This window comes from Neobacillus vireti, from assembly GCF_036962345.1.
GTDB lineage: Bacteria > Bacillota > Bacilli > Bacillales > Cytobacillaceae > Neobacillus > Neobacillus vireti_A.
Map to the genome: position 1 here is coordinate 124,773 of NZ_JBALNB010000007.1, position 23,017 is coordinate 147,789.

At 37.0% G+C, this 23,017-nt stretch carries 24 protein-coding genes; 18 read left to right on the forward strand and 6 right to left on the reverse strand.

Going from position 1 to position 23,017, the window contains the following annotated elements; genetic code table 11:
* Positions 1-54 precede the first annotated feature (54 nt).
* From V7108_RS08100 to V7108_RS08125, 6 genes are all read left to right on the forward strand, one after another.
* Complete coding sequence (locus V7108_RS08100; RefSeq protein WP_335568128.1) at positions 55-549, forward strand: arsinothricin resistance N-acetyltransferase ArsN1 family A; 495 nt, start codon at positions 55-57, stop codon at positions 547-549.
* A gap of 246 nt (positions 550-795) precedes the next feature.
* Positions 796-1,143: an ArsR/SmtB family transcription factor gene (locus V7108_RS08105; RefSeq protein WP_335567838.1), complete on the forward strand. Its 348-nt coding sequence runs from the start codon at positions 796-798 to the stop codon at positions 1,141-1,143.
* A gap of 50 nt (positions 1,144-1,193) precedes the next feature.
* Complete coding sequence (locus V7108_RS08110; protein ID WP_335567839.1) at positions 1,194-2,489, forward strand: arsenic transporter; 1,296 nt, start codon at positions 1,194-1,196, stop codon at positions 2,487-2,489.
* A gap of 28 nt (positions 2,490-2,517) precedes the next feature.
* The gene (gene arsC / locus V7108_RS08115) at positions 2,518-2,937 is read left to right on the forward strand and encodes an arsenate reductase (thioredoxin) (RefSeq protein ID WP_335567840.1); all 420 of its coding nucleotides are present in this window, start codon (positions 2,518-2,520) and stop codon (positions 2,935-2,937) included.
* Between the two features lie 149 nt (positions 2,938-3,086).
* Positions 3,087-4,121: a flavin-containing monooxygenase gene (locus V7108_RS08120; protein WP_335568129.1), complete on the forward strand. Its 1,035-nt coding sequence runs from the start codon at positions 3,087-3,089 to the stop codon at positions 4,119-4,121.
* A 145-nt stretch (positions 4,122-4,266) separates the two neighbouring features.
* Complete coding sequence (locus V7108_RS08125; protein WP_335512381.1) at positions 4,267-4,452, forward strand: histidine kinase; 186 nt, start codon at positions 4,267-4,269, stop codon at positions 4,450-4,452.
* 246 nt (positions 4,453-4,698) lie between these two features.
* Here V7108_RS08125 and V7108_RS08130 read toward each other — a convergent pair whose 3' ends face one another.
* The 5 genes from V7108_RS08130 to V7108_RS08150 all read right to left on the reverse strand — a co-directional run bounded on the left by V7108_RS08130 (position 4,699) and on the right by V7108_RS08150 (position 9,873).
* Positions 4,699-5,373, reverse strand: coding sequence for a serine/threonine protein kinase (locus V7108_RS08130; protein ID WP_335512379.1), 675 nt, complete (start codon positions 5,371-5,373; stop codon positions 4,699-4,701).
* Between the two features lie 169 nt (positions 5,374-5,542).
* Positions 5,543-6,268 carry a phosphatase PAP2 family protein gene (locus V7108_RS08135; RefSeq protein ID WP_335567841.1) on the reverse strand — a complete coding sequence of 242 codons (726 nt, stop codon included), beginning with the start codon at positions 6,266-6,268 and terminating at the stop codon, positions 5,543-5,545.
* 518 nt (positions 6,269-6,786) lie between these two features.
* Positions 6,787-7,713, reverse strand: coding sequence for a TIGR03943 family putative permease subunit (locus V7108_RS08140; RefSeq protein ID WP_335567842.1), 927 nt, complete (start codon positions 7,711-7,713; stop codon positions 6,787-6,789).
* Between the two features lie 11 nt (positions 7,714-7,724).
* Positions 7,725-8,723 (reverse strand): permease, encoded by a 999-nt coding sequence (locus tag V7108_RS08145; RefSeq protein WP_335567843.1) that lies wholly within the window; start codon positions 8,721-8,723, stop codon positions 7,725-7,727.
* A 133-nt stretch (positions 8,724-8,856) separates the two neighbouring features.
* Positions 8,857-9,873 carry a metal ABC transporter solute-binding protein, Zn/Mn family gene (locus tag V7108_RS08150; protein WP_335567844.1) on the reverse strand — a complete coding sequence of 339 codons (1,017 nt, stop codon included), beginning with the start codon at positions 9,871-9,873 and terminating at the stop codon, positions 8,857-8,859.
* A 231-nt stretch (positions 9,874-10,104) separates the two neighbouring features.
* Here V7108_RS08150 and rpmG point away from each other — a divergent pair, with 231 nt between their 5' ends.
* From rpmG to V7108_RS08165, 3 genes are all read left to right on the forward strand, one after another.
* Positions 10,105-10,254, forward strand: a complete 150-nt coding sequence (rpmG, locus tag V7108_RS08155; RefSeq protein WP_335512368.1) for a 50S ribosomal protein L33 — start codon at positions 10,105-10,107, stop codon at positions 10,252-10,254.
* Between the two features lie 116 nt (positions 10,255-10,370).
* Positions 10,371-11,570 (forward strand): GTP-binding protein, encoded by a 1,200-nt coding sequence (locus V7108_RS08160; protein WP_335568130.1) that lies wholly within the window; start codon positions 10,371-10,373, stop codon positions 11,568-11,570.
* A gap of 223 nt (positions 11,571-11,793) precedes the next feature.
* Positions 11,794-12,108 (forward strand): AbrB/MazE/SpoVT family DNA-binding domain-containing protein, encoded by a 315-nt coding sequence (locus V7108_RS08165; RefSeq protein WP_335567845.1) that lies wholly within the window; start codon positions 11,794-11,796, stop codon positions 12,106-12,108.
* 270 nt (positions 12,109-12,378) lie between these two features.
* On the opposite strand, the gene V7108_RS08170 is transcribed toward V7108_RS08165, so the two are convergent.
* A complete protein-coding gene (locus V7108_RS08170) occupies positions 12,379-12,984 on the reverse strand; it encodes a TetR/AcrR family transcriptional regulator (RefSeq protein WP_335567846.1) in 606 nt (201 codons plus the stop codon).
* Between the two features lie 334 nt (positions 12,985-13,318).
* Between V7108_RS08170 and V7108_RS08175 the strand changes: the two genes are divergently transcribed.
* From V7108_RS08175 to V7108_RS08215, 9 genes are all read left to right on the forward strand, one after another.
* Positions 13,319-14,803: a hypothetical protein gene (locus V7108_RS08175; protein ID WP_335567847.1), complete on the forward strand. Its 1,485-nt coding sequence runs from the start codon at positions 13,319-13,321 to the stop codon at positions 14,801-14,803.
* A gap of 56 nt (positions 14,804-14,859) precedes the next feature.
* Positions 14,860-15,399 carry an acetyl-CoA carboxylase biotin carboxyl carrier protein gene (locus V7108_RS08180; protein ID WP_335567848.1) on the forward strand — a complete coding sequence of 180 codons (540 nt, stop codon included), beginning with the start codon at positions 14,860-14,862 and terminating at the stop codon, positions 15,397-15,399.
* Between the two features lie 27 nt (positions 15,400-15,426).
* The gene (locus V7108_RS08185) at positions 15,427-16,770 is read left to right on the forward strand and encodes an acetyl-CoA carboxylase biotin carboxylase subunit (protein ID WP_335567849.1); all 1,344 of its coding nucleotides are present in this window, start codon (positions 15,427-15,429) and stop codon (positions 16,768-16,770) included.
* A 103-nt stretch (positions 16,771-16,873) separates the two neighbouring features.
* Complete coding sequence (locus V7108_RS08190; protein WP_335567850.1) at positions 16,874-17,710, forward strand: 3-keto-5-aminohexanoate cleavage protein; 837 nt, start codon at positions 16,874-16,876, stop codon at positions 17,708-17,710.
* Positions 17,711-17,740: 30 nt separating this feature from the next.
* Positions 17,741-18,160 (forward strand): acyl-CoA thioesterase, encoded by a 420-nt coding sequence (locus tag V7108_RS08195; protein ID WP_335568131.1) that lies wholly within the window; start codon positions 17,741-17,743, stop codon positions 18,158-18,160.
* Positions 18,161-18,382: 222 nt separating this feature from the next.
* Positions 18,383-19,288 (forward strand): ribokinase, encoded by a 906-nt coding sequence (rbsK, locus tag V7108_RS08200; RefSeq protein WP_335567851.1) that lies wholly within the window; start codon positions 18,383-18,385, stop codon positions 19,286-19,288.
* Between the two features lie 6 nt (positions 19,289-19,294).
* Positions 19,295-20,206 (forward strand): nucleoside hydrolase, encoded by a 912-nt coding sequence (locus V7108_RS08205; protein ID WP_335567852.1) that lies wholly within the window; start codon positions 19,295-19,297, stop codon positions 20,204-20,206.
* Between the two features lie 605 nt (positions 20,207-20,811).
* Positions 20,812-21,519 carry a DNA alkylation repair protein gene (locus V7108_RS08210; protein ID WP_335567853.1) on the forward strand — a complete coding sequence of 236 codons (708 nt, stop codon included), beginning with the start codon at positions 20,812-20,814 and terminating at the stop codon, positions 21,517-21,519.
* Positions 21,520-21,711: 192 nt separating this feature from the next.
* On the forward strand, positions 21,712-22,944 hold the full coding sequence (locus V7108_RS08215; protein WP_335515609.1) for an MFS transporter: 1,233 nt from the start codon (positions 21,712-21,714) through the stop codon (positions 22,942-22,944).
* The last annotated feature ends 73 nt before the right edge of the window (positions 22,945-23,017 follow it).

Here is a 23,017-nt window from a genome sequence, read left to right on the forward strand (position 1 = left end):
TAAAATGATCATTACTGGGGACAAAGAATATAACGTGTGGAGGGTACACTGTTGTTGCAAGATATAGTTATAAGAAAATCAATAGAATCTGATTTAAATTCCATACTAGAAATTTATAATCAAGGCATAGAGGACAGAATAGCAACATTAGAAGTTGAAACTAAAAATTACTCCTATATAATGAGTTGGAATGAAAATCATAAAGGCCGTTTTTCAGTAATTGTCGCTGAAATTGAAGGAAAAGTAGTAGGGTGGGCTTCTTTAAATCAATATAACAACCGAAGTGCATATGGCGGGGTGGCAGATCTATCGGTCTATATTTCCAGGGATTATAGAGGTCAAGGTGTTGGACAGAAGCTTCTAGCAAACCTTGAAACACTAGCCAAAGAAAATGGATTTCATAAAATCATCCTATTTACCTTCCCTTTTAATCAATTAGGGCAAGGTTTATATAAAAAAATGGGATTTCGTGTTGTAGGGGTATTTGAAAACCAAGGGATTTTAGATGGTGAATTCGTTGATGTAATGGCAATGGAGAAGTTATTGTAAACTCTTAAATGAGATTGATAGCTACGGTTATCAATCTTTTATTTTTACAATATCTTTACAAGAAACGGTTGATTTCTATTGTTTTTTGTTCTAGTATATAAGCAAATAGCTATATATCAATTTGAATGGAATTTTAATAGCCATGTAATTGAATAAATATACTCGATAAAACACAACTTAAAAAATATAGTTGGAATCTATATAAGCAAATTCTTATTTGCTTATATACCGTGAGGAGGTGCTTCTGTGTTGAAATCTACCGTTGAATTAGAGCGGACTGCAAATGTTTTGAAATTATTAGGTGATAAAACGCGTTTAACCATTATGGGGATTTTAAAGCAACGTGAGTGCTGTGTATGTGAATTTCTTGAAGTTTTTGAAATGAGTCAGCCTTCTATCAGCCAGCATCTTCGCAAGTTAAAGGATGCAGGAATGGTTAAGGAAGAACGCAGGGGCCAATGGATATATTATTCAATGAACACTCAGAGTGAGTTCTATGGACTTATTGAAGATATTTTGGAACATGTACCAGAGCAGACAGATAAAATTAAAATGATCGAAAAAGCGAATCCGACACTTCAGTGTGGATGTTAGCTAGGAACCGTGGTTACATATCTCGTTTTGATTAATTTGGGGGTAGCACATTGATATCAGTTATTTTAGCATCTGTGATTTTCTTATTAACACTTATTTTAGTAATATGGCAGCCGAAAGGATTGTCGATTGGCTGGTCTGCCTGTGGTGGAGCAATCCTAGCACTTATTGTAGGAGTAGTAGATTTTGATGATGTACTTGATGTAACATCCATCGTTTGGAATGCAACGTTAGCATTTGTTGCCATTATTATTATTTCACTCATTTTGGACGAAATCGGATTTTTTGAGTGGGCTGCTCTTCATATGGCAAAAGCAGCAAAGGGTAATGGTGTTCTTATGTTTGTTTATGTTTCGATATTAGGTGCCTTGGTGGCCGCATTTTTTGCTAATGATGGAGCTGCTCTTATATTAACTCCGATCGTTTTAGCAATGGTGAGAAACTTAAAATTTGAAGAAAAAATGGTTTTTCCATTTATTATCGCAAGTGGTTTTATTGCAGATACAACATCGCTGCCACTCGTTGTCAGTAATTTAGTAAACATTGTATCTGCAGACTTTTTTGGAATCGGATTTGCTGAGTTTGCTTCAAGAATGATTGTTCCTAACTTGTTTTCATTAGGGGCAAGTATTCTTGTGTTATTTCTATATTTCCGAAAAAACATTCCAAAGCAATATGATTTGACACAATTAAAGAAGCCAGTTGAAGCCATTCGAGATATAAGAATGTTTCGGTTGTCCTGGGTCGTGTTAGGGATTCTTTTAATCGGGTATTTCCTAAGTGAGTTTTTAAATATACCAGTTTCTATTATTGCTGGTATTGTGGCTGTTTTCTTTTTATTTATGGGAAGAAGAAGTCCTGCGATTGAAACAAAGAAAGTGATCAAAGGAGCACCCTGGGCAATTGTATTCTTCTCAATTGGAATGTATGTGGTGGTGTATGGATTAAGAAATGTTGGTTTAACGAATGTTTTAGCAGATTTAATTCAAGTAACTGCTGATCAAGGTCTATTCGCAGCTACAATTGGGATGGGTTTCATCGCTGCCATCCTTTCTTCTATCATGAATAACATGCCAACGGTGATGATTGATGCATTAGCGATTGCAGACACCAATACAAGTGGTGTAGTAAGAGAAGCGCTTATTTATGCCAATGTAATTGGGTCAGATTTGGGTCCTAAGATAACTCCGATTGGTTCACTTGCGACCTTATTATGGTTACACGTTTTATCTCTTAAAGGGGTAAAAATCTCTTGGGGAACGTACTTTAAAACAGGTATTGTGTTAACAATACCAACACTGTTCATTACATTAGTAGGTCTTTATATTTGGCTGTTAATATTATAAAAATTAATTGACAAAAGGAGAATAGAGCATGTCAAAAAAATCAATATATTTTCTTTGTACAGGTAATTCTTGCCGAAGCCAAATGGCAGAAGGATGGGCAAAGAAACATTTAGGTGATGAGTGGGAAGTACAAAGTGCTGGGATTGAAGCACATGGATTAAATCCGAATGCAGTAAAGGCGATGAAAGAAGCTGGAATTGATATTTCAAGTCAAACTTCAGATATAATCGATGCCGAAATTCTAAATCATGCTGATTTGGTTGTTACTTTATGTGGAGATGCCGCAGATAAATGCCCCATTACACCACCAAATGTGAAAAGAGTACATTGGGGATTCGATGATCCTGCCAAAGCACAAGGAACTGACGAAGAAAAATGGACATTTTTCCAGCGAGTTCGTGATGAAATTGGAGATCGAATCAAACAATTTGCCGAAACTGGTAAGTAATAAGTATTAGAAAGCCAGGTGTGAGATCCCTTGGCAAATCATTCAATTATTAGAGCTATGCAATGTATTCTTCCAAAATCTTCATAATACTATTTAAGGCTTCCCTATTTTGTTAAGGAAGTCTTTTGTCAAGATGAGGGGGGAGAGCAATAATTTACGATGTTCTTGTTATCGGTGCAGGTCAAGCAGGGCTTGCAATGGGATATTATTTGAAACAAACGAATTTATCTTTCCTAATAGTAGATAAAGGAAGTGAAATTGGAGAGAGCTGGAGAAATAGGTATGACTCCTTAACTTTGTTTACACCCCGTACATATAGTTCACTCCCAGGTTTAGCTTTACATGGGAAGGAGAAACAGTACCCTGCCAAAGATGAAATTGGTGATTATTTGTCTTTGTACGCAAAAACATTTTTACTTCCCATTCAGCATAATACCTTTGCGACAAAGTTGGAAAAAGAAGAAGAGTGTTTTAAATTGTCAACCACCCAGGGTGAAATCAAAAGTAAAAATGTGATTGTAGCAACAGGTCCTTTTCAAGAACCATTCATTCCAAAATTTTCACAACTTCTATCGGAAAACATTCTTCAACTTCATTCATCTAACTATAAAAATCCTAATCAATTACAGGATGGACCGACACTGGTAGTTGGAGCAGGGAACTCGGGGGCACAAATAGCAGTTGAAATCTCACGAGGAAGAAAAGTTTATCTGTCAGTTGGCCAGCCATTAAGATTTTTGCCACAGGATATATGTTCCAAAAGTATATTTTGGTGGTTTGATAGATTTGGAGTTTTAAAAGCAAATGTAAATAGTAAAATGGGCCAATTTATCAAGAACAAGCCTGATCCGATTTTTGGTTTAGAGCTTAAGTCACAGCTCAAAATTGGGGATATTATTCTAAAACCAAGAGTAACGTCAGCTGATAGAAATCATGTATCCTTTGAAGATGCTACTCGTATAGAAGTATCAAATGTCATTTGGTCCAATGGGTTCCAGTCAGATTATTCCTGGATTAAGATTCCTTCGGTTTTTAGCGAAAAAGGGATGCCGATTCATAATAGGGGCATTACATCCATGAAGGGACTCTGCTTTTTAGGGCTGCCATGGCAATATCGGAGAGGTTCAGCCTTACTCCAAGGTGTTGGAGATGACGCTGAGTATTTACTTAAAATGCTATTTTAGCATAGAGAAAGCATTGGATATCTTGAAAAAGAATGTAAATGGACTAACGAACTCTCAGGAATATCCCAGTAGTTTTATCTCATTGGTACTGTAATATTTATTGTTGTATACTAGAGGGAGACTTCAGGATGAAAGGTAGAATAATATGAAAAAATTTCCCATTACCATTCCCATTATGATTATTGTTATGGTAATAGCGATGTGGATGCTTGAGAAGGACTACTCCGAAATTAACTTGATGACCAGAATAATGATTTCAATAGGTGCAGGAATCTTTTCTGGGTTAATTTCGTTCTTTTTATTTAGGTTTGACAAAGGTAATGATAAGTAATTACTTAAAAAGAGTTTCTCTTAAAAGAAAAACTCTTTTTCTGTGTAGACATATATAATTGATGGGAATCCAACGACACCGCCAATGTTATTAATGTGAGAAGTGTGGTGGTCAAATGTACCCAAAATATTACAAAGGAGTAAATAGCATAAAACACAAAATTTCGGATGTTCTTTAAACAAAAAAAGGACCGGGCTGGTTCACCCGGTGGCTGAAAAACTAAATTACTTATGAAAAATGATCCTCTTATTTCCAAAACGTTGTAAGAAATTTACTACCTATAAACTCTTCAGCAAGTATAGAGTAATTATTCCTCTGATTATATCTTTTTCGAATCATTTCCATTAATCTGAGTGGAATTGGTTTCCCCTCAATTAAATGGTAATACTGATCATATGCTTTTTTTAAATGCTCCCATCTTAAATCATTTCCGGGTTGAACATATTCGGAAACATCAATTATTTTTGCTCTGCCATTTTGTAGAAAAACATTTTTCAAATGGATGTCACGAGGATTTAATCCTTTTTGACGCGCATACTCTCTTGCATGGTCAACATCTTTTATAATCTGTTTTGGAATCGGTATACCTTGAAGTAAACAATCATATAAAGTGATTCCTTCCTCGAAATTTAGAACAAGGTAATTATCTTTGAAACCAAAACATGTTGAAAAATAGGGGGAGTCATTTAATAATTCATAGACTTTCTTTTCTATTTGAATTTTAGCGATTTTATCATCCGCATACATTTTAAATGCATAGGCTGGATTTTCAAGGGATTGAAATACAGCTGCATCCGTCCCTATACCCATACACCTTAAATGATTAGATGATCCATGGATCGAAACAGGTTCGTTGTTTGGGTTTGATGAAATCGAGATTTCTGATAAATTTTTATCAGCAAATATCCAATCCTCTTTCATGATTATCCTCTCCTTTGAAGGTTTTTCGTTACTTGTTATTGGCGCAACTCCAAATTTATATACTTATATAAACGATAGTTTAAATATCTAGTGAACTCTACTAAGTTTTCCTGCTGCTTACAATTTGCCTACAGCTTGTACAATCAAAATCGTTCATTTCATCCGTTATCTAATGAGATATTTCCGTTTTTGCATTTAGTCTTTTGGTAAGTTTATGTCTATTTTCCTTATATAAATAGATGATTTCTAGTAAAGAAATACATATCACTAGCCAAACACTTCCAGCTATAAATCCTGCCAGCACATCAGAAGGATAATGCACTCCCAGGTAAATGCGACTGATACCAATTAATAAAATAACGAGAGAAAGCAAAATTCCCAAGCCTAACTTTGAAAAAGGCTTTCGTTTACTTCGCAATACTAAATAGCCTAAAAACCCGTAATATGTCATACTGCCCATGGAATGCCCGCTTGGAAAACTAAATCCATCCGCCTCGATGATTCGATTGATGTTGGGACGTTCTCTCTCAAAAAAGTTCTTTAACAAAAGATTTAATAGACCTCCGCCTGCTACAGTAATGAAGTACAATCGCATTCCCCAAACATCTTTACGTTTCACGAATAGCCAAATCATACTAATTACGAGAAGAATACTAAGCATAAACTTGGAGCCCATTTCCGTCACAAACAGCATGAATCCATCAATTGTTGGTGAAGAATAAGATCCGATAGTATCAATAAAGTTCTGATCAAATAGGAATGGCTTCTTTTCTATAAAATCGGTTGATAAACTACTATATATGTATAAACAAATAGTAGAAAATAACAGGCCAGTAATTGCCCACATAGTTACATGGGGTATGGAAGACATAGCCTCTTTACGTTTTCGAAACAATATACTTCACTCCTATCTATCAATATGTTTAAATATATAAATTAATAACGTTCCCGAAAGTGAAAAAACCTTTACTATTGTAGTAAAGGTTTTTAAAAATAAAAAGAGACCTTTACCAAGTATACTGGTAAAGGTCTCGCTAGCAATTGACATTGCCAACAAAGCCGGGGACTCTCATCCCGGAATGACGACTTTGTTGTTAAAGCTACTCCCCTTTGGAGAATCACGTTCATTTATATTATTACCATTGTAACGTTAAAAAAGTTGAAAGTCAAAAGATATGTATAACTACTAATTACGGACGAAGGTGTTTTTTATTCAAAAGGGTGCGAAGGGTTCAGGGTGTATTTACGAGTTTTCCAGCCAAGCGGGGTGTTATAAGCAGGGAAGAATTTGACTCATTGTTTTTTGGATGATTATCATGATAAGGGAATAGACTTGTTTTTATGTGAAGTTTTCCTATCTCATTTACGAATTGCCTTAGTTCAATATGAACTAAGGCTTAATTCTTTCATATTCTAGAGTATTTTCACACTAACAGGGTAAAGATAGGGTTCTTTAGGTTCCTTAATTTTTTTCCAATTGGTAATTTTTATGATGGGAAGTTCGGTTCCATTATAGGTTGTCGTGTCCAAAACCCCTTCAACATCAATCCATGTATTCATTTCAAGAGATGAGGCCTCTGGCAATTCTGATATAAACCCAATAATGCCTGCATCAGCAACACAATGAGTAATCATAAATCTCGCTATCACCAGCTGATCCTTTTGAAGCCCTTCTTCTTTATAAACAAAGCCCTTTATCTTGATCTCTCTACCTCTATATTTATCGAAGTCCATATTGATTTCATCGTAATAGCTAGAAAAAAGATCATCGTTCATCTCGATAATTGAACTTTGTTGCAGTTGCTGTTGTAATTGTTCATATTCTTCTTTTGTATAGACTTTTGGAACACTCAAACGAGATTGATTGATAAGATTCTCTTCAATAGATGGTTCTCCTGCATCATTAGTGGTCGGAGTTGTCTTTTGCTCTTGTTTTTGCGTTTGATTCATTATAACAGCCATACCTCCTTTTTTTTCAGCAATGGAGGCGTCCAGGACCTTTGCAGGGAGCAGGAATCCGGTGACCAACGGAAAAACAATAACTAGATATGCGATTAATTTTCTTATATTAAAAGGAGAATCACCATGATCATGGCTACAGTTATGGTCATGATCATCGTGATGGCAATGATGATGATGGCTAGTTTCTTTTACCGTCCATATTCTTGTGGTTTGGATAATAAACAAAATTAAAAATAATACAGAAGCGGACTGGCTTAAACCCTCATATTTTGGATTAATAAACTTTGTCATTTCGCCGCTAAAATGCAGTTTCAATAGTAAAACTGAAAATGCCAGTAAAATAAACGCTCGGACAGCCTGTTGAAAATGGAATTTCACGCCTCTTCCCCCTAAATAAAGCTTTGTACAAGCATCATCGTAATGAAGACAATCGATATAATTAACGCCAAAACACCCATAACAAACTTCACTCGAAATACGCTAAGCATCATAAGGGTATTTTTTAAATCCATCATTGGACCGAATACCAAAAATCCTAAAATAGCTGAAGTTGGGAAAATACTGCTAAAGGAAGCACCAATAAATGCATCTGCTTCAGAACATAGTGATAAAAAGTAAGCTAATCCCATCATGATACCGATAGAAGATACAGTTCCGCTTCCAGCTTCCAATAGAGCTTTTGCCGGCATATAGGTTTGAACAAAAGCAGCTAAAAATGCTCCCATAACTAGATACTTCCCCATATCAAAAAACTCATCAATCGAATGGGTCAGCATCTCCCAAAATCTATTTGTAAAAGGTTCCTTTTTAGAATGGGAGTGAGAGGGGCCTGTAGGGATGGTGGATTTAAATTGATTTCCTTTAAATATCAAGCTGACAACAAAAGCAACCATAATAGCGATAAAAAAACCTAAACCCATTCTTAATCCCGCAATCTTAAAATCGTTCCCAAATGCCATAAATGTAGAGGCTATGACAATGGGATTAATAAGAGGACCTGTTAGCATAAATCCTATGGCCGCATGAATGGGTACACCTTTTCCTACGAGACGACGGACAATGGGTACAATTCCACATTCGCATGCTGGAAAGAGGGCTCCTATAACACAACTCATGATGATCGCCAAATACTTATTTTTTGGAATCCAGCGTCGAATATGTTCTTCGGTTACAAAAATTTGAATCACACCTGCGATGAGGACTCCAATTAAAACAAAAGGAAGTGCCTCTATTAAAATACTTAGAAATATCGTGTTTAGATTTAACAAAGACTGAGGCAGCTCGAATGAAAGTTTAAAACTAGTACTGAAAGAAACAAGCAGCAGGGCTAAACCGATAAGGATTATACCTGTAATATCTATGATATTAGTGCGGAAAATACGCTGCATAATTACCTCCCATAAATGTAGTATTTAATAGAATATATAAGTACATCTAATAGATTATGTATAAATGATTTGAAAATGTACCTATTATGTAAAAGGAATCCCTGCCAAAACATTATGGTAGGGATTGGATATCTTATTCATTTAATGCTGTTTCTAAAGTTTCTAAATTCCTGCGCATGATGCTAAAGTAATCATCTTTTTGCTTTATGTTCTCATCTGTAATCGCTTCAAGATTATGGAGAGTTAGTGACTTTGCCCCTATTTCATCTTGAATGATTTTAGCTACTTTTGGTGAAACATTCTGCTCAAAAATCACATAATGAATATTGTGTTCTGTAGATTCCTCAATAATTGTTTGCAACTCTTTCTGAGAGGGTTCCTGTGTAGGTGATAGACCTGATATAGCAATCTCTTCAATGCCATAACGCGCTTCCCAATATCCATAAGCTGCATGTGCAACTAATAATTCCTTCGTTTTTGCGCTTTCAATCGTTGTTTTAAATTCTTGATCTAGCTTTTCTAATTCACTTTTTAGTAGATTAAAATTAGCTTCGAACTCTGATGCATGTTCTGGCAATAAGTTACTCAAAGAATTTTTTATGTTATTTGCTAGATCAATAGAAAGGATAGGATCTAACCATACATGGGGATCTAAGTCACCATGGGCACCATTTTCTTCTTCATGGACCTCAGATTCTGTGTTTTCATCCTCATGGGATTCGCTTTCCGAGTGACCTTCTTCACCTTCATGATGATGCTCATCAGCAGATTCGATGAGAGCGATTCCTTGCGCAGCTTTTAAAACTTGTACGTTTTCCTTTACTAAGGCTTCAGATGCTTTTTCTGCAAACCCTTCAATTCCAACTCCTGTATAGATAAATAAATCGGAATTGGCAAGTTGAAACATGTCTTTTGTTGAAGGCTCATAGGAATGCGCATCCACGTTAGGAGGATAGATACTTTTTACTTCGACATAGTCACCGGCAATTTTTCTTGTGAAATCTTCAAGCGGATAAATGGTAGTAAACACGGTTAGAGTGTCTTTAACATTATTTTCTTCTTCGGTTTTTATAACTTCTTGGGATCCACAACCAGTTAACAAAAGGCTAAAAGCTAGAATAGAGGTAGATATAAGTGTTGATATTTTCATAGTTTTGCTCCTTTTTAAAAAATGATAGTTTGTAATAAAACGAAATCATTACGTTTTACATTCTAAAATAAATCTATGCGATTGTAAATGAATTTAGGAATCATTACGATTTATTTTTTAAAAAAAAGAAGGATGTAGGTTTTCCGCTTGACAGAAAAAAGAAATTTTGATAAAGTCCAAATCGTAACAATTTCGATTTGAAACCTAAAATAAAAAGGAGGACAATGTCATATGCGTGTAAATATAACCTTGCAATGTACTGAAACTGGCGACAGAAATTATATCACAACAAAGAACAAACGAAATAATCCGGATAGACTCGAGCTGAAGAAATATTCTCCTCGATTAAAACGATACACCATACATAGAGAAACAAAGTAGGAATTTGGGAAAAGGAAATAGGTCTAAAGGAAAATGGGGAAAATTCTCGCTTAGATAAGGAGAAATGCAGTTTGCAAATCGTAATAATTACGATTAAAACGAAAGGAAGGAATACGATGAAAGACACAAAAATACCAGTAACTGTTTTAAGTGGATATTTAGGAGCAGGTAAGACAACATTATTAAATCATATTCTCCAAAACCGTGAAGGCTTAAAAGTGGCAGTTATTGTCAATGACATGAGCGAAATTAATGTGGATGCTGAACTGATTAAACAAGGCGGGGGGCTAAACAGAACGGAAGAAAAGCTTGTAGAACTTTCAAATGGGTGTATTTGCTGTACATTAAGAGAAGATCTCTTAATGGAAGTGGAAAGGCTCGTTGAGAACGGAAATATTGATTACATTGTGATTGAATCAACAGGTATAAGTGAGCCAGTTCCGGTTGCTCAAACTTTTTCTTACATAGATGAAGAGTTGGGGATTGATCTAACAAAGCTTTGTAGACTCGATACCATGGTTACAGTAGTGGATTCCAATAGATTTTGGCATGATTTTGCATCGGGGGACCTCCTTTTGGAAAGAAGCCAGGCTGCTGGTGAAGAGGATGACCGAACTGTAGCGGACCTATTAATAGACCAAATTGAGTTTTGTGATGTTCTGATTCTTAATAAATGCGATTTACTTGAAGAGGAACAATTAAAAAAGCTGGAGGCTTTTTTAAGAAAGCTGCAGCCTTCAGCGAAAATTCATCGTTCTATAAAAGGAAAAATTCCTCCAACAGAGGTTTTGAATACGGGTTTGTTTGATTTTGAAACGGCAAGCGAATCTGCCGGTTGGTTAAAAGAATTGGAGGCACCGGAGCATACACCGGAAACGGAAGAGTATGGGATAAGCTCCTTCGTTTATAGAAGCTCGGTTCCATTTCATTCTGAAAGATTTAATCGCTGGGTGGAAGAAATGCCAGAAGAAATAGTGAGGGCAAAGGGAATCGTATGGTGTGCAACCAGAAATGACCTTGCTTTACTATTCTCGCAAGCAGGTACATCAGTCCAATTAGAGCCAGTTTCCTATTGGATTGCATCCTTGTCCCAAGAGCAACAAGCCCAGTATTTTCAGGAAGACCCTGCTTTAAAAGAAAGTTGGGATGAAAAGTTTGGAGATAGGAAAAATGAACTCGTTTTAATCGGAATCGGCATGGATAAAGACGTTGTGAAAAGTACGTTAGATCACTGTTTATTGACTGAAGAAGAGATGACACAAAATTGGAATCGAATGAATGATCCATTTGTATGGAACATTACTACTGCCGTGTAGCATACGTGAAACGGTCAGTAATAAACGCAAGAAGGTTAAATTAAATTAATTATTGATCTCACTCTAGAAACATTAAACACCTATATTCTTGCTTAAGTTCATACTAAAATGCAAAAACGATCATTTTGATTATGTTTTTTATGGTCATCTTCATCATGAACGTAAAGGATACTTGGATGATTTTATAATTCCCGTTAGTGATATCAACTAGGGAGTGATTAAATTGAAGAAAGTAAAATTAAGAAAAACTGGACAAATTTACCTTCCAAAAACTGTAGCTAAGATACTAAATATCAAAGTAGGTGATTTTATTAATATTTTTTTAGACGGTAAAAAAATTGTATTAACAAGTAGAGAAGGATTCGAACAAGAAAATAAGTGTATTTATAGCCGATCGGGCACCGTCCATATACCCGTTGAAATTAGAAAATTAAACAATATTAACTCAGACACATCTTTTACTATTAGTATTGATGAGAAAGTAAAAAGTTTATGTCTTATTCCTGAGGCTGACAAAGTGGTATTGGCTATTGATTAAGAAGGTTCGCAGGCGATTATAGTATACGCCGTCCAAACACATGCTGAATTTATTTTAAAAACTTTTAAACACTCACAAATGTTTGATACATCAATATTTGTGAGTGTTTTTTGTTTAAAGTGAATAGAGGGCTAAATAAAGTTTATTAGTAGAAATGCTGCGGTTAGATTGCCAAGAGCATGGGCTAACCATAGTATATATAGGTTATTTGTTTTTAACAAAAAATAACCACCCTTGAAGGATGGTCATAATTGCTTTAAAGGAGTAGTACTAATTATTTTTTTTTAGCAGTCCGTTGAGAGCCAAATCCGCTAAGAAACTCGCAGCCTCGTCTAATGGTAAAATTTCCGCTATTTGTTTGGTCATTTGAGGGTTTATCATATTTTGAAGGAAAATTTCAAGTAATCTAGGATCAACCTCTCTAAAAATATTTTCCTTTTGTCCATTTATAATAATCTCAGTATGTAGATTTTTTAATCCTAATAAAAAGGTTTGTTTAAACTCTTCATCATTTTCCTTTGAAACTAATAAATCAACAATCATAGGATGGATGTTTCCATACTTTTGAGAGATTTTTGCATAGCAGGCAAATATCTTTTTAACCTTTTCGACCGTTGATAGATTGGATTTCAAAATATCCACTTGTTCTTCGTAAGTTTCTGCAAGAACTTCATTGGCAACTGCGTTTGCCAATTGGTTCTTATTGTTAAACCGTCTATATACGGTTCCTACACCTACATTGGCTTCCACTGCGATTTCTTCAATTGTTGTATCTAAACCCTTTAGGGCGAAAACTTTTTTCGCAGCTTCAAGAATTTTAACCGCATTTTTATTGGCATCTCTTCTTTTAGAAGTAATGATAAATTCACTCTCCATATTCCAGTTGAGCTTCCCTTCTTCAAAAAATTATTAATGAGTCCTAATTATAGTTATTATAAAGTATTTAATGGAAAAAAACATGAGAATGGGAAAATGATTGACTATCTTGTAAAAAACTAGTAGATTGGTAATGAAAACGGAGTGCATATTCCGTTTTGCAAAAAACAAGTAGAGGATTGATTTGTTTTAAATTTTTAGAACAATCAAAATAGTGATAAAAAAATGGTTGACCAGCTTTTTAAAACCTAGTAGAATGTGATTGAAGCGGAATATAGATTCCGTTTTTTAAAAAATTAAGAATGAAAACGCTTAAAGTATGAGGAGGAGAACAATGACGAAAGAACTAAAATTCGTGGATACGACTTTACGTGATGGAACCCAAAGTTTATGGGCAGCTGAATCTCGAATTGGAATGGTAGAGGCAGTAGCTGAAGAACTTGATCAAGCGGGGTTTGAGGTAGTAGAAGTTCCATTAATGCCATACAATTTTAAAAAAATTGCCCGTGAATTAAAAGAAGACCCATGGTTGTTAGCAGATATAGTGGCGGAGAAAATGCCAAATGCGAAAAAAGCATTCATGGGTGAACCAGGACTTGTTCTTTTTGAGCTATTAGAAACTCCTCCATCTGTTGCGAAGCTGTTCTATGATTTATTAATTGAACGGGGAGCACTGAATCGTGTACAGACCATGGCAAATATTTTTGGAAATTTAAAAACAGATTTCCCATGGTTCCTGCCTTATTTACGCAGTAAAGGAATGGAAATTGCACACGCCATTGCCTACAGTATTTCGCCAAGACATACAGATGAATACTTTGCAGAGAAGACGAAAGAAGTAGTAAAAAATAAGCCAGATATTATTTATTTTAAAGATGCGGCAGGGTTGTTGACGGTTGAAAGTCTTAGAAGACTATTACCTATTATTATCGAAAATTCAAATGGAATTCCTGTAGAATTCCATGGTCATTGTACGACAGGAATTGCAGATGAGCTCTATGTTGAGGCGATGAAACTCGGTGTCCGAACTCTACATACCGGAATTCCACCATTGGCAAATGGTTCAGGACAGCCATCTGTATTGACAACAATAGCAAATGCAAAATATTTGAATTTAGATCATAACTTAGATATCGAACGTATTCAAAGAATTTCAGAGCGTCTCATGGTGGTTGCAAAGACTGACAATTTACCAATCGGTGCGCCGCTTGAGTACGATTACTCGCAATATATACATCAAGTACCTGGCGGTGTTATTTCAAATCTGCGCCATCAGCTGCAAGCGATGAATCTTCAGAATAGAGTAGATGAAGTAGTGGAAGAATCCATACGAATTCGTGCAGAACTAGGTTATCCAGTAATGATTACACCATATTCACAATTTATGGTAACACAAGCAGCAATCAATGTTGCTACAGGGGAACGCTACAAAGTGGTTATCGATGAATTGATTCAATTTGCAGCAGGTATCTATAGCGAAGATTCAGGTTACTTAATGATGGATCAAAATTTGAAGGATAAATTCTTGAGCTTACCACGTGCAAAAGAATTACATTATGAGCCAGTTGCAGATATACCAATCAAAAAATTGAAAGAGCAATTCGGCGGTCCGACACTCTCAGATGAAGAGTTCATGCTGCGTTATATCATGAAAGGGACAAAAGATATTGTGGAAATGCGAAAAGCAGGTCCGTATCGTCAATATTTTTCGGCTTCTACACCGATCGTCCAACTTTTAGACAAGTTAAGTAAACAACCATCTATAACACATGTACAAATTCAAGGCCGTGATAGCTCACTTATTTTAACAAATAACTGATTATTGTAAATGGACTGATTGTTTTGAATTAACCAAGAATATAGGAGGAATGAAAGATGAGCAAGAATCTTTTAGGTGTACTGAATGAAAAGGATGTAGAAACGCTAACCACGTTAATTGATAAATTAGAGGCGTCTTCTTTTAACTTTTTAAAATTAGAAAATCAAGATATTAAAATTGTGATCGGTAAAAATGGTGTAACTGAAAATGCTGAAACTAACGTTCAACAAGCAAGTAACGTGGAACAAATAGAACCACAACAAATCACACAGCTTGAAGCTGCGGCAGCAATCGAAGTACCGGTAGAAGAAGCAGAGGTAGTGGAAGAAAAGCAAGGAGTAAAGACAGCAGAAGAAATTGTGACGATCAATGCAGAAACTACCGGGTTATTCTATGCACAACCTGAGCCTGGTGCTGAGCCGTATGTAAAAGTGGGTGACACGGTACAAAAAGACTCTACCGTTTGTTTAATTGAAATTATGAAAGTATATAGTGCTATTGCGGCCGGTGTAGAAGGCGTTATTACTGAAATTCATGTTGAAGATGCAGATTTAGTAGAAGTGGGACAACCATTATTCTCAGTAAAAGTGAAATAAATCTATAAGAAGAGAGGGGATAGTTGAATGGCAATTTCACGTATTTTCATAATTAATCGTGGTGAAATAGCAGTACGTATTATTCGAACATGTAAAGTTTTAGGTATTGAAACGATTGTGGCTGTTTCAGAAGCAGACAAAGATAGTTTGCCAGCGAGATTAGCAGATAAAGCCGTTGTGATTGGACCAGGACCTGCAACGAAAAGTTATCTTAATATCCCAACAATCATATCGACAGCTGTATCCGTTGGAGCGGATGCCATCCATCCAGGGTATGGATTTTTAGCAGAAGTGCCGGCATTAGCAGAGGCTTGTGCAGAAAATGGAATTATCTACGTTGGTCCACAGCCAGATCATATTTTGAAAATGGGGAATAAGCTTGTTGCACGTGCGATTGCACAAGAATGTGATGTACCTGTTCTTCCAGGTTCAGAAAAGGTAGCTACATATGAAGAAGTCCTTCAAACGATTGAAAAAATTGGTTTGCCTGTTATGTTAAAAGCAGCTGCTGGCGGCGGGGGCCGCGGTATGAAGATTGTTACTGACAGAGCACAAGTGAAAATCGTTTTTGAATCTGCTTCAGCAGAAGCTAAGGCTGCTTTTGGAGACGGAACGATGTACGTAGAAAAGTATATTGCCAATGCTCGTCATATCGAAGTTCAGGTACTTGGAGATAAATATGGCAACGTGGTTCATTTGGGTGAACGTGATTGTTCGACACAGCGCCGTCATCAAAAATTAGTGGAAGAAGCGATGGCACCGATTATTTCAGAAGAGCTTCGCCAAGATATTCGCAATGCAGCAGTAAAACTAGCTGAAAATATTTCTTATGAAAATGCTGGTACGGTAGAATTTATCGTTGATCAAGACGAAGCAACATTCTATTTCCTTGAAATGAATACACGCATTCAAGTCGAACACCCAGTTACCGAAACAATCACGGGTGTGGATTTAATTCAAGAGCAAGTGAACGTGGCCAACGGAGAAACACTACGTTTTGCCCAATCAGATATTCAATTCAATGGCCATGCCATCGAGTGCCGAATCAATGCAGAAGAACCAGCGGAAGGATTCCGCCCAACTCCAGGAGTGATTACAAAATGGGAAATGCCGCAAGGTCCTGGGGTACGAGTAGATACGCATTGTTACCAAGGATATAAAGTGCCGGTCTATTATGATTCCATGATTGCAAAAGTAATTGTTCATGGAAATACCCGTGAACATGCGATTCAAAGAATGCTCGTAGCTTTAGATGAGTTTGCAGTAGAAGGAATCAGCACGACCATCCCATTCTTAAAACAAGTTTTGCAGGATGAAGATTTTGCAAGCGGTCATGTGCATACACGTTTATTGGAAAAAATTATGGCTTAAATCTTCTTTAGAAGTTTGCCTTTTTAATAGAATCCTATTGAAATGGGCAGTTTCCTATCATATAGATTCTAGTTTTAGATATAAATAAAAGGAGGATACTAGAATGGAAAAATTAATTATCACTGTCGCGCCAACAGGAGATTTTGCGACGAAGGCCCATACTCCATACTTACCGACGACACCGCAAGAAATTGCTGACTCTATTTATGAATCATGGCAGGCAGGTGCCGCTATTGCTCATATTCATGTTCGAGATGAAGAGGGAATCCCGACACTGGATACTGAGAAGTATTGTGAAGTAAGAAGATTATTAGACGAAAAGAACTGTGATATCATTATCAACTATACTACTGCCGGTGGAGAACTTAGAGATGTAACCAAACGTTTTCCTGTTGTGGAATTACAACCTGAGCTTGCTTCCTTTGACGCAGGGTCTTTCAACATAGGACCGAACGCATTTATTCATACTCCTGCCATGCTGGAACAATTGGCGGAAGTGATGCAGAATAATAACGTGAAACCAGAACTTGAAGTCTTTGATGTTGGGATGATTCATAATGCGTTACGCGTTGCCAAAAAGGGATTAATCAAACCACCATTCTTTTTCCAATTTGTATTAGGGGCACAGGGTGGAATCCCGGCGACACCTGAAAATCTGATGTTTATGAAGAGCAATATTCCGGAAGGAGCTCTCTGGTCAGCGATTGGAGCCAGTAAAGATCAGTTAATGATTAATACGATGACGATTTTACTTGGCGGGCATGTACGTGTCGGCATGGAGGATGCTGTGTATTTCCGCAAGGGGGAACTAGCAACTTCTAACGCTCAATTTGTAAAGAGAATTGTAGAATTAGCGCATACATTAGGCCGGGAAGTGGCTACACCAGATGAAGCGAGAGAAATGATCGGGTTAAAAGTGAAAAAGGCAATCAACTCTTAAAGTAACATCTGAAGGGAGGTAGTGAAAATGATTGTAGAGTACACGTTTAAGGTCAGATGGGGAGATACGGATGCTGCGGGAATTGTGTTTTATCCAAACTTTTATAAATGGATGGATGAAGCTACACATGAATTTTTAGCCAGCATTGGGCTGCCATCTTCTACCTTGTACAGTGAGCAGCAAGTGAGTGTTCCACTACTCGAAGCGCATTGTGAGTTTAAGAGTCCATTATTTTTTGAAGACGCTGTCATCGTTCGTAGTTCGGTTGTAGAAATGCAACGAAAAGTATTCAAAATAAGTCACAAGTTTTTTAAAGATGAAAAAATGGTCGCAGAAGGATATGAAATCCGTGCTTGGACATCGTTTAAAGAAAAACCAAAAGCTTATCCGATTCCAGATGAGGTAAGGGGAAAAATGATGCCTGCAAATGCTGAGAAAGTAATGAATTGATGTAAAAGTTGAAACTGCTGATTGCCAGTATTACACTGAGCATCAGTAGTTTTATTTTTTTGCTTGAAATCATAATGATTTATCGAACGTTATCTTTTAAAGCGGCATTTTTTCAAGTTAAAGGTATCCGGAGATGAACAATGTTCTGCGTATTAACATATCTAATCTCATTTAGGTAATTTTAGTAGTAGTGTTACTAATTAACAGAGAGGTGGTGATCACATGAATGGTAAAAAAATAACGGTAATAGGAAGCATTAACATGGATTTAGTAACAAGTACTAACCAAATACCGGAGGTCGGCGAAACGGTGTTAGGTCATTCATTCCATTCAATACCGGGTGGAAAGGGTGCGAATCAGGCTGTGGCCGCAGCCCGGCTTGGCGCGGATGTAAAGATGGTCGGTGCTGTAGGGGATGATTCTTTTGGTAAAACACTCGCGGATCATTTAAGCAATCAAGGAATAAACACCGAAAATATCATGAAAGTGAAGGATAGTTCTACTGGAATTGCTTCCATTACAGTATCAGAGGGAGACAACAGTATTATTGTTGTATCTGGGGCAAATAACCATGTCACACCAGAGGTAATCGAAAAAAATGAAGATAAAATAATAAATAGCCATATTCTCTTATTACAATTGGAGATTCCCCTTGAGAGTGTTATCAGAGCTGTAGAACTTGCAAAAAAGCATAGGATCATCACGATCCTAAATCCGGCGCCTATTCAAAAGCTTCCGAAGGGATTACTAGAGATGGTAGATTATCTGACACCGAATGAACATGAACAAGCCCTGCTATTTACTTCAATAGAAGGGACAGAACAAGAAGTAGAAAAATTAAAAGAAAAATGTATTGTAACAAAAGGATCCAAAGGGGTAATGATTAATAAAAACGGCGAGGAAATAGAAATTCCCAGTATTCAGGTTGAGGCTGTGGATACAACAGGTGCAGGAGATTCCTTTAATGGTGCATTGGCTGTTGCTTTGAGTGAAGGGGCTGAAATCGAAGAGGCATGCAGGTTTGCCAATGTTGTTGGGGCAATTTCTGTTACGAAGCTAGGGGCACAAAGCGGAATGCCAACGAAAAAGGAAGTTGAGGAATTTTTAAAAATACATAATTTGGAGTGAGGTTGAATGAAGCCAGTTATACTGGATGTGGATACAGGTGTTGATGATGCACTCGCGATTGCCTATGCCTTGAACTCTCCGGAGTTAGAAGTCATTGGTTTGACAACATGCTTTGGGAATGCGCCCATTGAATCTACCACCCGCAATACTTTAGTGGTGTTAGAGAAGCTTGGGAAAATGGTTCCTGTCTATGCAGGAGCAGATAAACAGCTAAAAGGAGGGTTAAAAAAATACCCCACACATGTTCATGGGGAAGATGGCCTGGGTAACCAAGTTGATAGGACTCCTGAAAAGAGAGCAGAATCTGAAGGTGCAGTGGATTATATCATTAATCAGGTAATAAAGCAGCCGCAAGAGATTACGATTATAGCAGTGGGGCCGCTTACAAATCTAGCGCTCGCTGTTAAGAAAGAACCTGAAATTGCTTCTCTTGTAAAAGAGGTAATCATTATGGGCGGCGCTGTCTTTACGGCTGGAAATGTTACCCCTTATAGCGAAGCGAATATCATCACTGACCCTGAAGCTGCTGATATTGTGTTTTCATCCGGGCTGCCAGTAACGATTGTAGGGCTTGATGTGACGATGAAGACACTATTACCAAGAGAAGCATTAACAGATTGGCGGGATTTGAAAAGGGACGCGGCACATTTTTTTGCTGATATGACCAGTTTTTATATGCAATCTTATGAAACGCATCACCCAGGTATTGGCGGCTGTGCCCTGCATGACCCACTGGCAGTAGGAGTGGCAATTGACCCTAGTTTCGTTAAGAAAGAAGAATGGAGTGTTAAGGTTGTCTTAGAAGGGGAAGAGAGAGGGAGAACAATTGCGCACACTGAAGGTGGGCCGAAGATTCAAGTATGTACCCACGTAAAATCAGAAACCTTTTTAAAGCATTTTCTGGGTCGGATTTTTTAGAGTTAGGTAAAACCCAGCTATCCTTACATCTTTGTTTTAATTATTGCTATCTCATATAATAGAAATAAGACTCGGATCAGCGCTTAGAGTATATTTATGGTGAATTCTCAATGTAAAAGCCTTATTTAAATAGGCTTTGTTATAGGGAGATCTTGATTTTTTATACGAAAATCTTTATAAAGGACAAATCTCACTGGGAATTCTCCTGATTTGTCTTTCATTGACCTTATGGAGGACAAATCTTACTACAAATTCTCCTGATTTGACTTTCATTGCCCTTATGAAGGACAAATCTTACTGGAAATTCTCCTGATTTGTCTTTCATCACCCTAATGAAAGAGAAAGCTTAAAGGGAACTCTCCTGATTTGTCTTTCATTGCCCTTATGAAGGACAAATCTCACTACGAACTTTCCTGATTAGTCTTTCATCACCCTTATGAAGGACTAATCTCATGGTGAACTTTCATGATTTGTCCTTCATCAGCATTTTATACAGTTATACTAATTTTCAAAAATGATATTTAACAAGGCTTAAATAGTAGAAAATAAAACCGGTCGAATTGATTGGCTTTCTAAGCAAAAGATAAAGAGGGAAGGGAAAAACGATGGATTTCGATATAGTAATGAAAGAACTAGAATCGCTTGGTAAGGAACGAATCAAAAAGACATACATAAGCAATGGAGCACATGAGCCGCTATTTGGCGTAGCAACAGGTGCCATGAAGCCACTCTCAAAGATAATTAAGAAAAATCAGCCTTTGGCCGAGCAGCTTTACGCAACTGGGAACTACGATGCCATGTATTTTGCCGGCATTATTGCGGACCCAAAAGCAATGACGGAGGCAGATTTCGATCGTTGGATCGAAGCTGCGTATTTTTATATGCTGAGCGATTATGTGGTTGCCGTAACGTTGGCAGAAGCAGATATTGCGCAAAAGGTAGCCGATAAATGGATCGCGAGCGGTGAAGAACTGAGAATGTCCGCAGGCTGGAGCTGTTACTGCTGGCTATTGGGTAATCGTAAGGACAGTGAATTTAATGCAGACAAGCTTGCTAGTATGCTTGATCAGGTGAAAATTACGATTAAAGATGCTCCTGAACGAACTAAATCGGCTATGAATAACTTTATCTACACAGTCGCTATTTCCTATGTGCCGCTCCATGAAAAGGCGGTTGAAACCGCTAAGGCAGTGGGTCCGGTAGAAATGATGCGGGACAAGAAAAAAAGCAGTATTCTCCATGCCTCTGAAAATATTCAAAAGGAATTAGATAGAGGGAGGCTTGGTTTCAAACGCAAATATGTAAGGTGTTAGGATGGTTAACAAATTTGAGGTCCCGCTGGTAAATACTGGTGGGCCGATTTGCCGTTTAGGAATATGAATTGAACTTTCTTAGTAAAAATAATGTGATAGTATAGATAGAATATGCTCGGTATCGTAGGGAGAGGCTTTCTTCCATTTATATAGCTGAATGACTGTATCAATACAAAGAAAAGAGGATATCCATTGCAAGTAAATAGGAACAACTCAGAAAAACTATGGACAAAAGACTATTGGCTAACGTTTATTTATGCTATGTCCACATCTATTGCAAGCAATATGTTAATGACTGGACTCCCGTTATACGCAATCCACTTAGGCGGAGATAGTTCGATTTCAGGAATGCTTTTTGGTTTCTTCATGTTTGTAGCGATCCTCTTTAGACCTTATTTTGGTAAACTATCAGATGAAAAGAGTCGTAGAATTGTGCTCATTATTGGTGCTGTGACCACCGCATTTATTACTCTTTCTTATCTTGTTGCTTTTTCTATTAGTCTACTACTGATATTAAGAAGTTTACACGGAATAGGATTTAGTGCTACCACTAATGCTTCCGGAACAATTATTTCGGATATTGTGCCAAAAAGTCGTTTGGCTGAGGGTGTTGGTTATTTCGGATTATCCAGTACAATCGCAACGGCCGTAGGGCCTGCTTTAAGCATATACCTGATTCAACAATTCAATTATCAAATCTTATTCATTGTTGCCGGTTTGATTGGCTTGCTTTCCATTGTTTGCAGCCTATTTATTAATTATGAAAAAAGAAATCCAACCTTTGTTGGTAAAGCCACTGAAAGAAAAACAAAAAGAAAAATTTCGGAATTGCTTTTTGAAAAAACAGCGATTCCCACTGGTGTAGTTACCGCATTTGTTTATGTTGGGATGGGGGCATCGTTAACCTTTATTCCAATTTTTGCTCTTTCTTTAGGGATTGAAGACATCGGTTTATATTATACGTTTTATTCATTTGCTCTATTGTTCACAAGAATTGTTGGAGGGAAATTGGCAGATAAATATGGAAGTTCCTACGTTATCATCCCTGGTTTAGTCATCATGACGCTATCGTTTGTCGTCTTAGCCAATGCCCAATCACTTGGAGGTTTTATTCTTTCAGGCGTCCTTTATGGATTGGGATTAGGTTCTGTAGAGCCAGCTTTGAATGCGATTATGATCAAGCTTTGTCCGCCTGATAGAAGAGGCGCTGGAAACTCAACGTTTTTTACAGCCAAAGATATAGGCGGGGGAGTGGGAGCCATTGCATTAGGATTTATTTCCCTTCATGCTGGTTTCAAAGCAGTATTTTTATATAGTGCATTATGTATTATTCTTGCCTTTTTGGCATATGTTTTCATCCTTCGAAGACAAATGAGAAACGTAAAGAGAGATGAAGAGTTAAAATTGCAGGCCAATATAGTTTAGATTTATAATATTCATTTATTTGCTATACTAAATTTATTCCTGTTAAATAACCCAAGAGGTTATTCTTTTTTTA

What these genes read in the sequence shown, in the direction of transcription:
- rbsK (WP_335567851.1), top strand. Translation starts at nt 18,383, where the DNA reads ATGAATGGTAAAAAAATAACGGTAATAGGAAGCATTAACATGGATTTA.
- V7108_RS08170 (WP_335567846.1), bottom strand. Translation starts at nt 12,984, where the DNA reads ATGGAGAGTGAATTTATCATTACTTCTAAAAGAAGAGATGCCAATAAA.
- V7108_RS08190 (WP_335567850.1), top strand. Translation starts at nt 16,874, where the DNA reads ATGGAAAAATTAATTATCACTGTCGCGCCAACAGGAGATTTTGCGACG.
- rpmG (WP_335512368.1), top strand. Translation starts at nt 10,105, where the DNA reads ATGCGTGTAAATATAACCTTGCAATGTACTGAAACTGGCGACAGAAAT.
- V7108_RS08205 (WP_335567852.1), top strand. Translation starts at nt 19,295, where the DNA reads ATGAAGCCAGTTATACTGGATGTGGATACAGGTGTTGATGATGCACTC.
- V7108_RS08160 (WP_335568130.1), top strand. Translation starts at nt 10,371, where the DNA reads ATGAAAGACACAAAAATACCAGTAACTGTTTTAAGTGGATATTTAGGA.
- V7108_RS08125 (WP_335512381.1), top strand. Translation starts at nt 4,267, where the DNA reads ATGAAAAAATTTCCCATTACCATTCCCATTATGATTATTGTTATGGTA.
- V7108_RS08150 (WP_335567844.1), bottom strand. Translation starts at nt 9,873, where the DNA reads ATGAAAATATCAACACTTATATCTACCTCTATTCTAGCTTTTAGCCTT.
- V7108_RS08185 (WP_335567849.1), top strand. Translation starts at nt 15,427, where the DNA reads ATGGCAATTTCACGTATTTTCATAATTAATCGTGGTGAAATAGCAGTA.
- V7108_RS08175 (WP_335567847.1), top strand. Translation starts at nt 13,319, where the DNA reads ATGACGAAAGAACTAAAATTCGTGGATACGACTTTACGTGATGGAACC.
- V7108_RS08180 (WP_335567848.1), top strand. Translation starts at nt 14,860, where the DNA reads ATGAGCAAGAATCTTTTAGGTGTACTGAATGAAAAGGATGTAGAAACG.
- V7108_RS08210 (WP_335567853.1), top strand. Translation starts at nt 20,812, where the DNA reads ATGGATTTCGATATAGTAATGAAAGAACTAGAATCGCTTGGTAAGGAA.
- V7108_RS08130 (WP_335512379.1), bottom strand. Translation starts at nt 5,373, where the DNA reads ATGAAAGAGGATTGGATATTTGCTGATAAAAATTTATCAGAAATCTCG.
- V7108_RS08145 (WP_335567843.1), bottom strand. Translation starts at nt 8,723, where the DNA reads ATGCAGCGTATTTTCCGCACTAATATCATAGATATTACAGGTATAATC.
- arsC (WP_335567840.1), top strand. Translation starts at nt 2,518, where the DNA reads ATGTCAAAAAAATCAATATATTTTCTTTGTACAGGTAATTCTTGCCGA.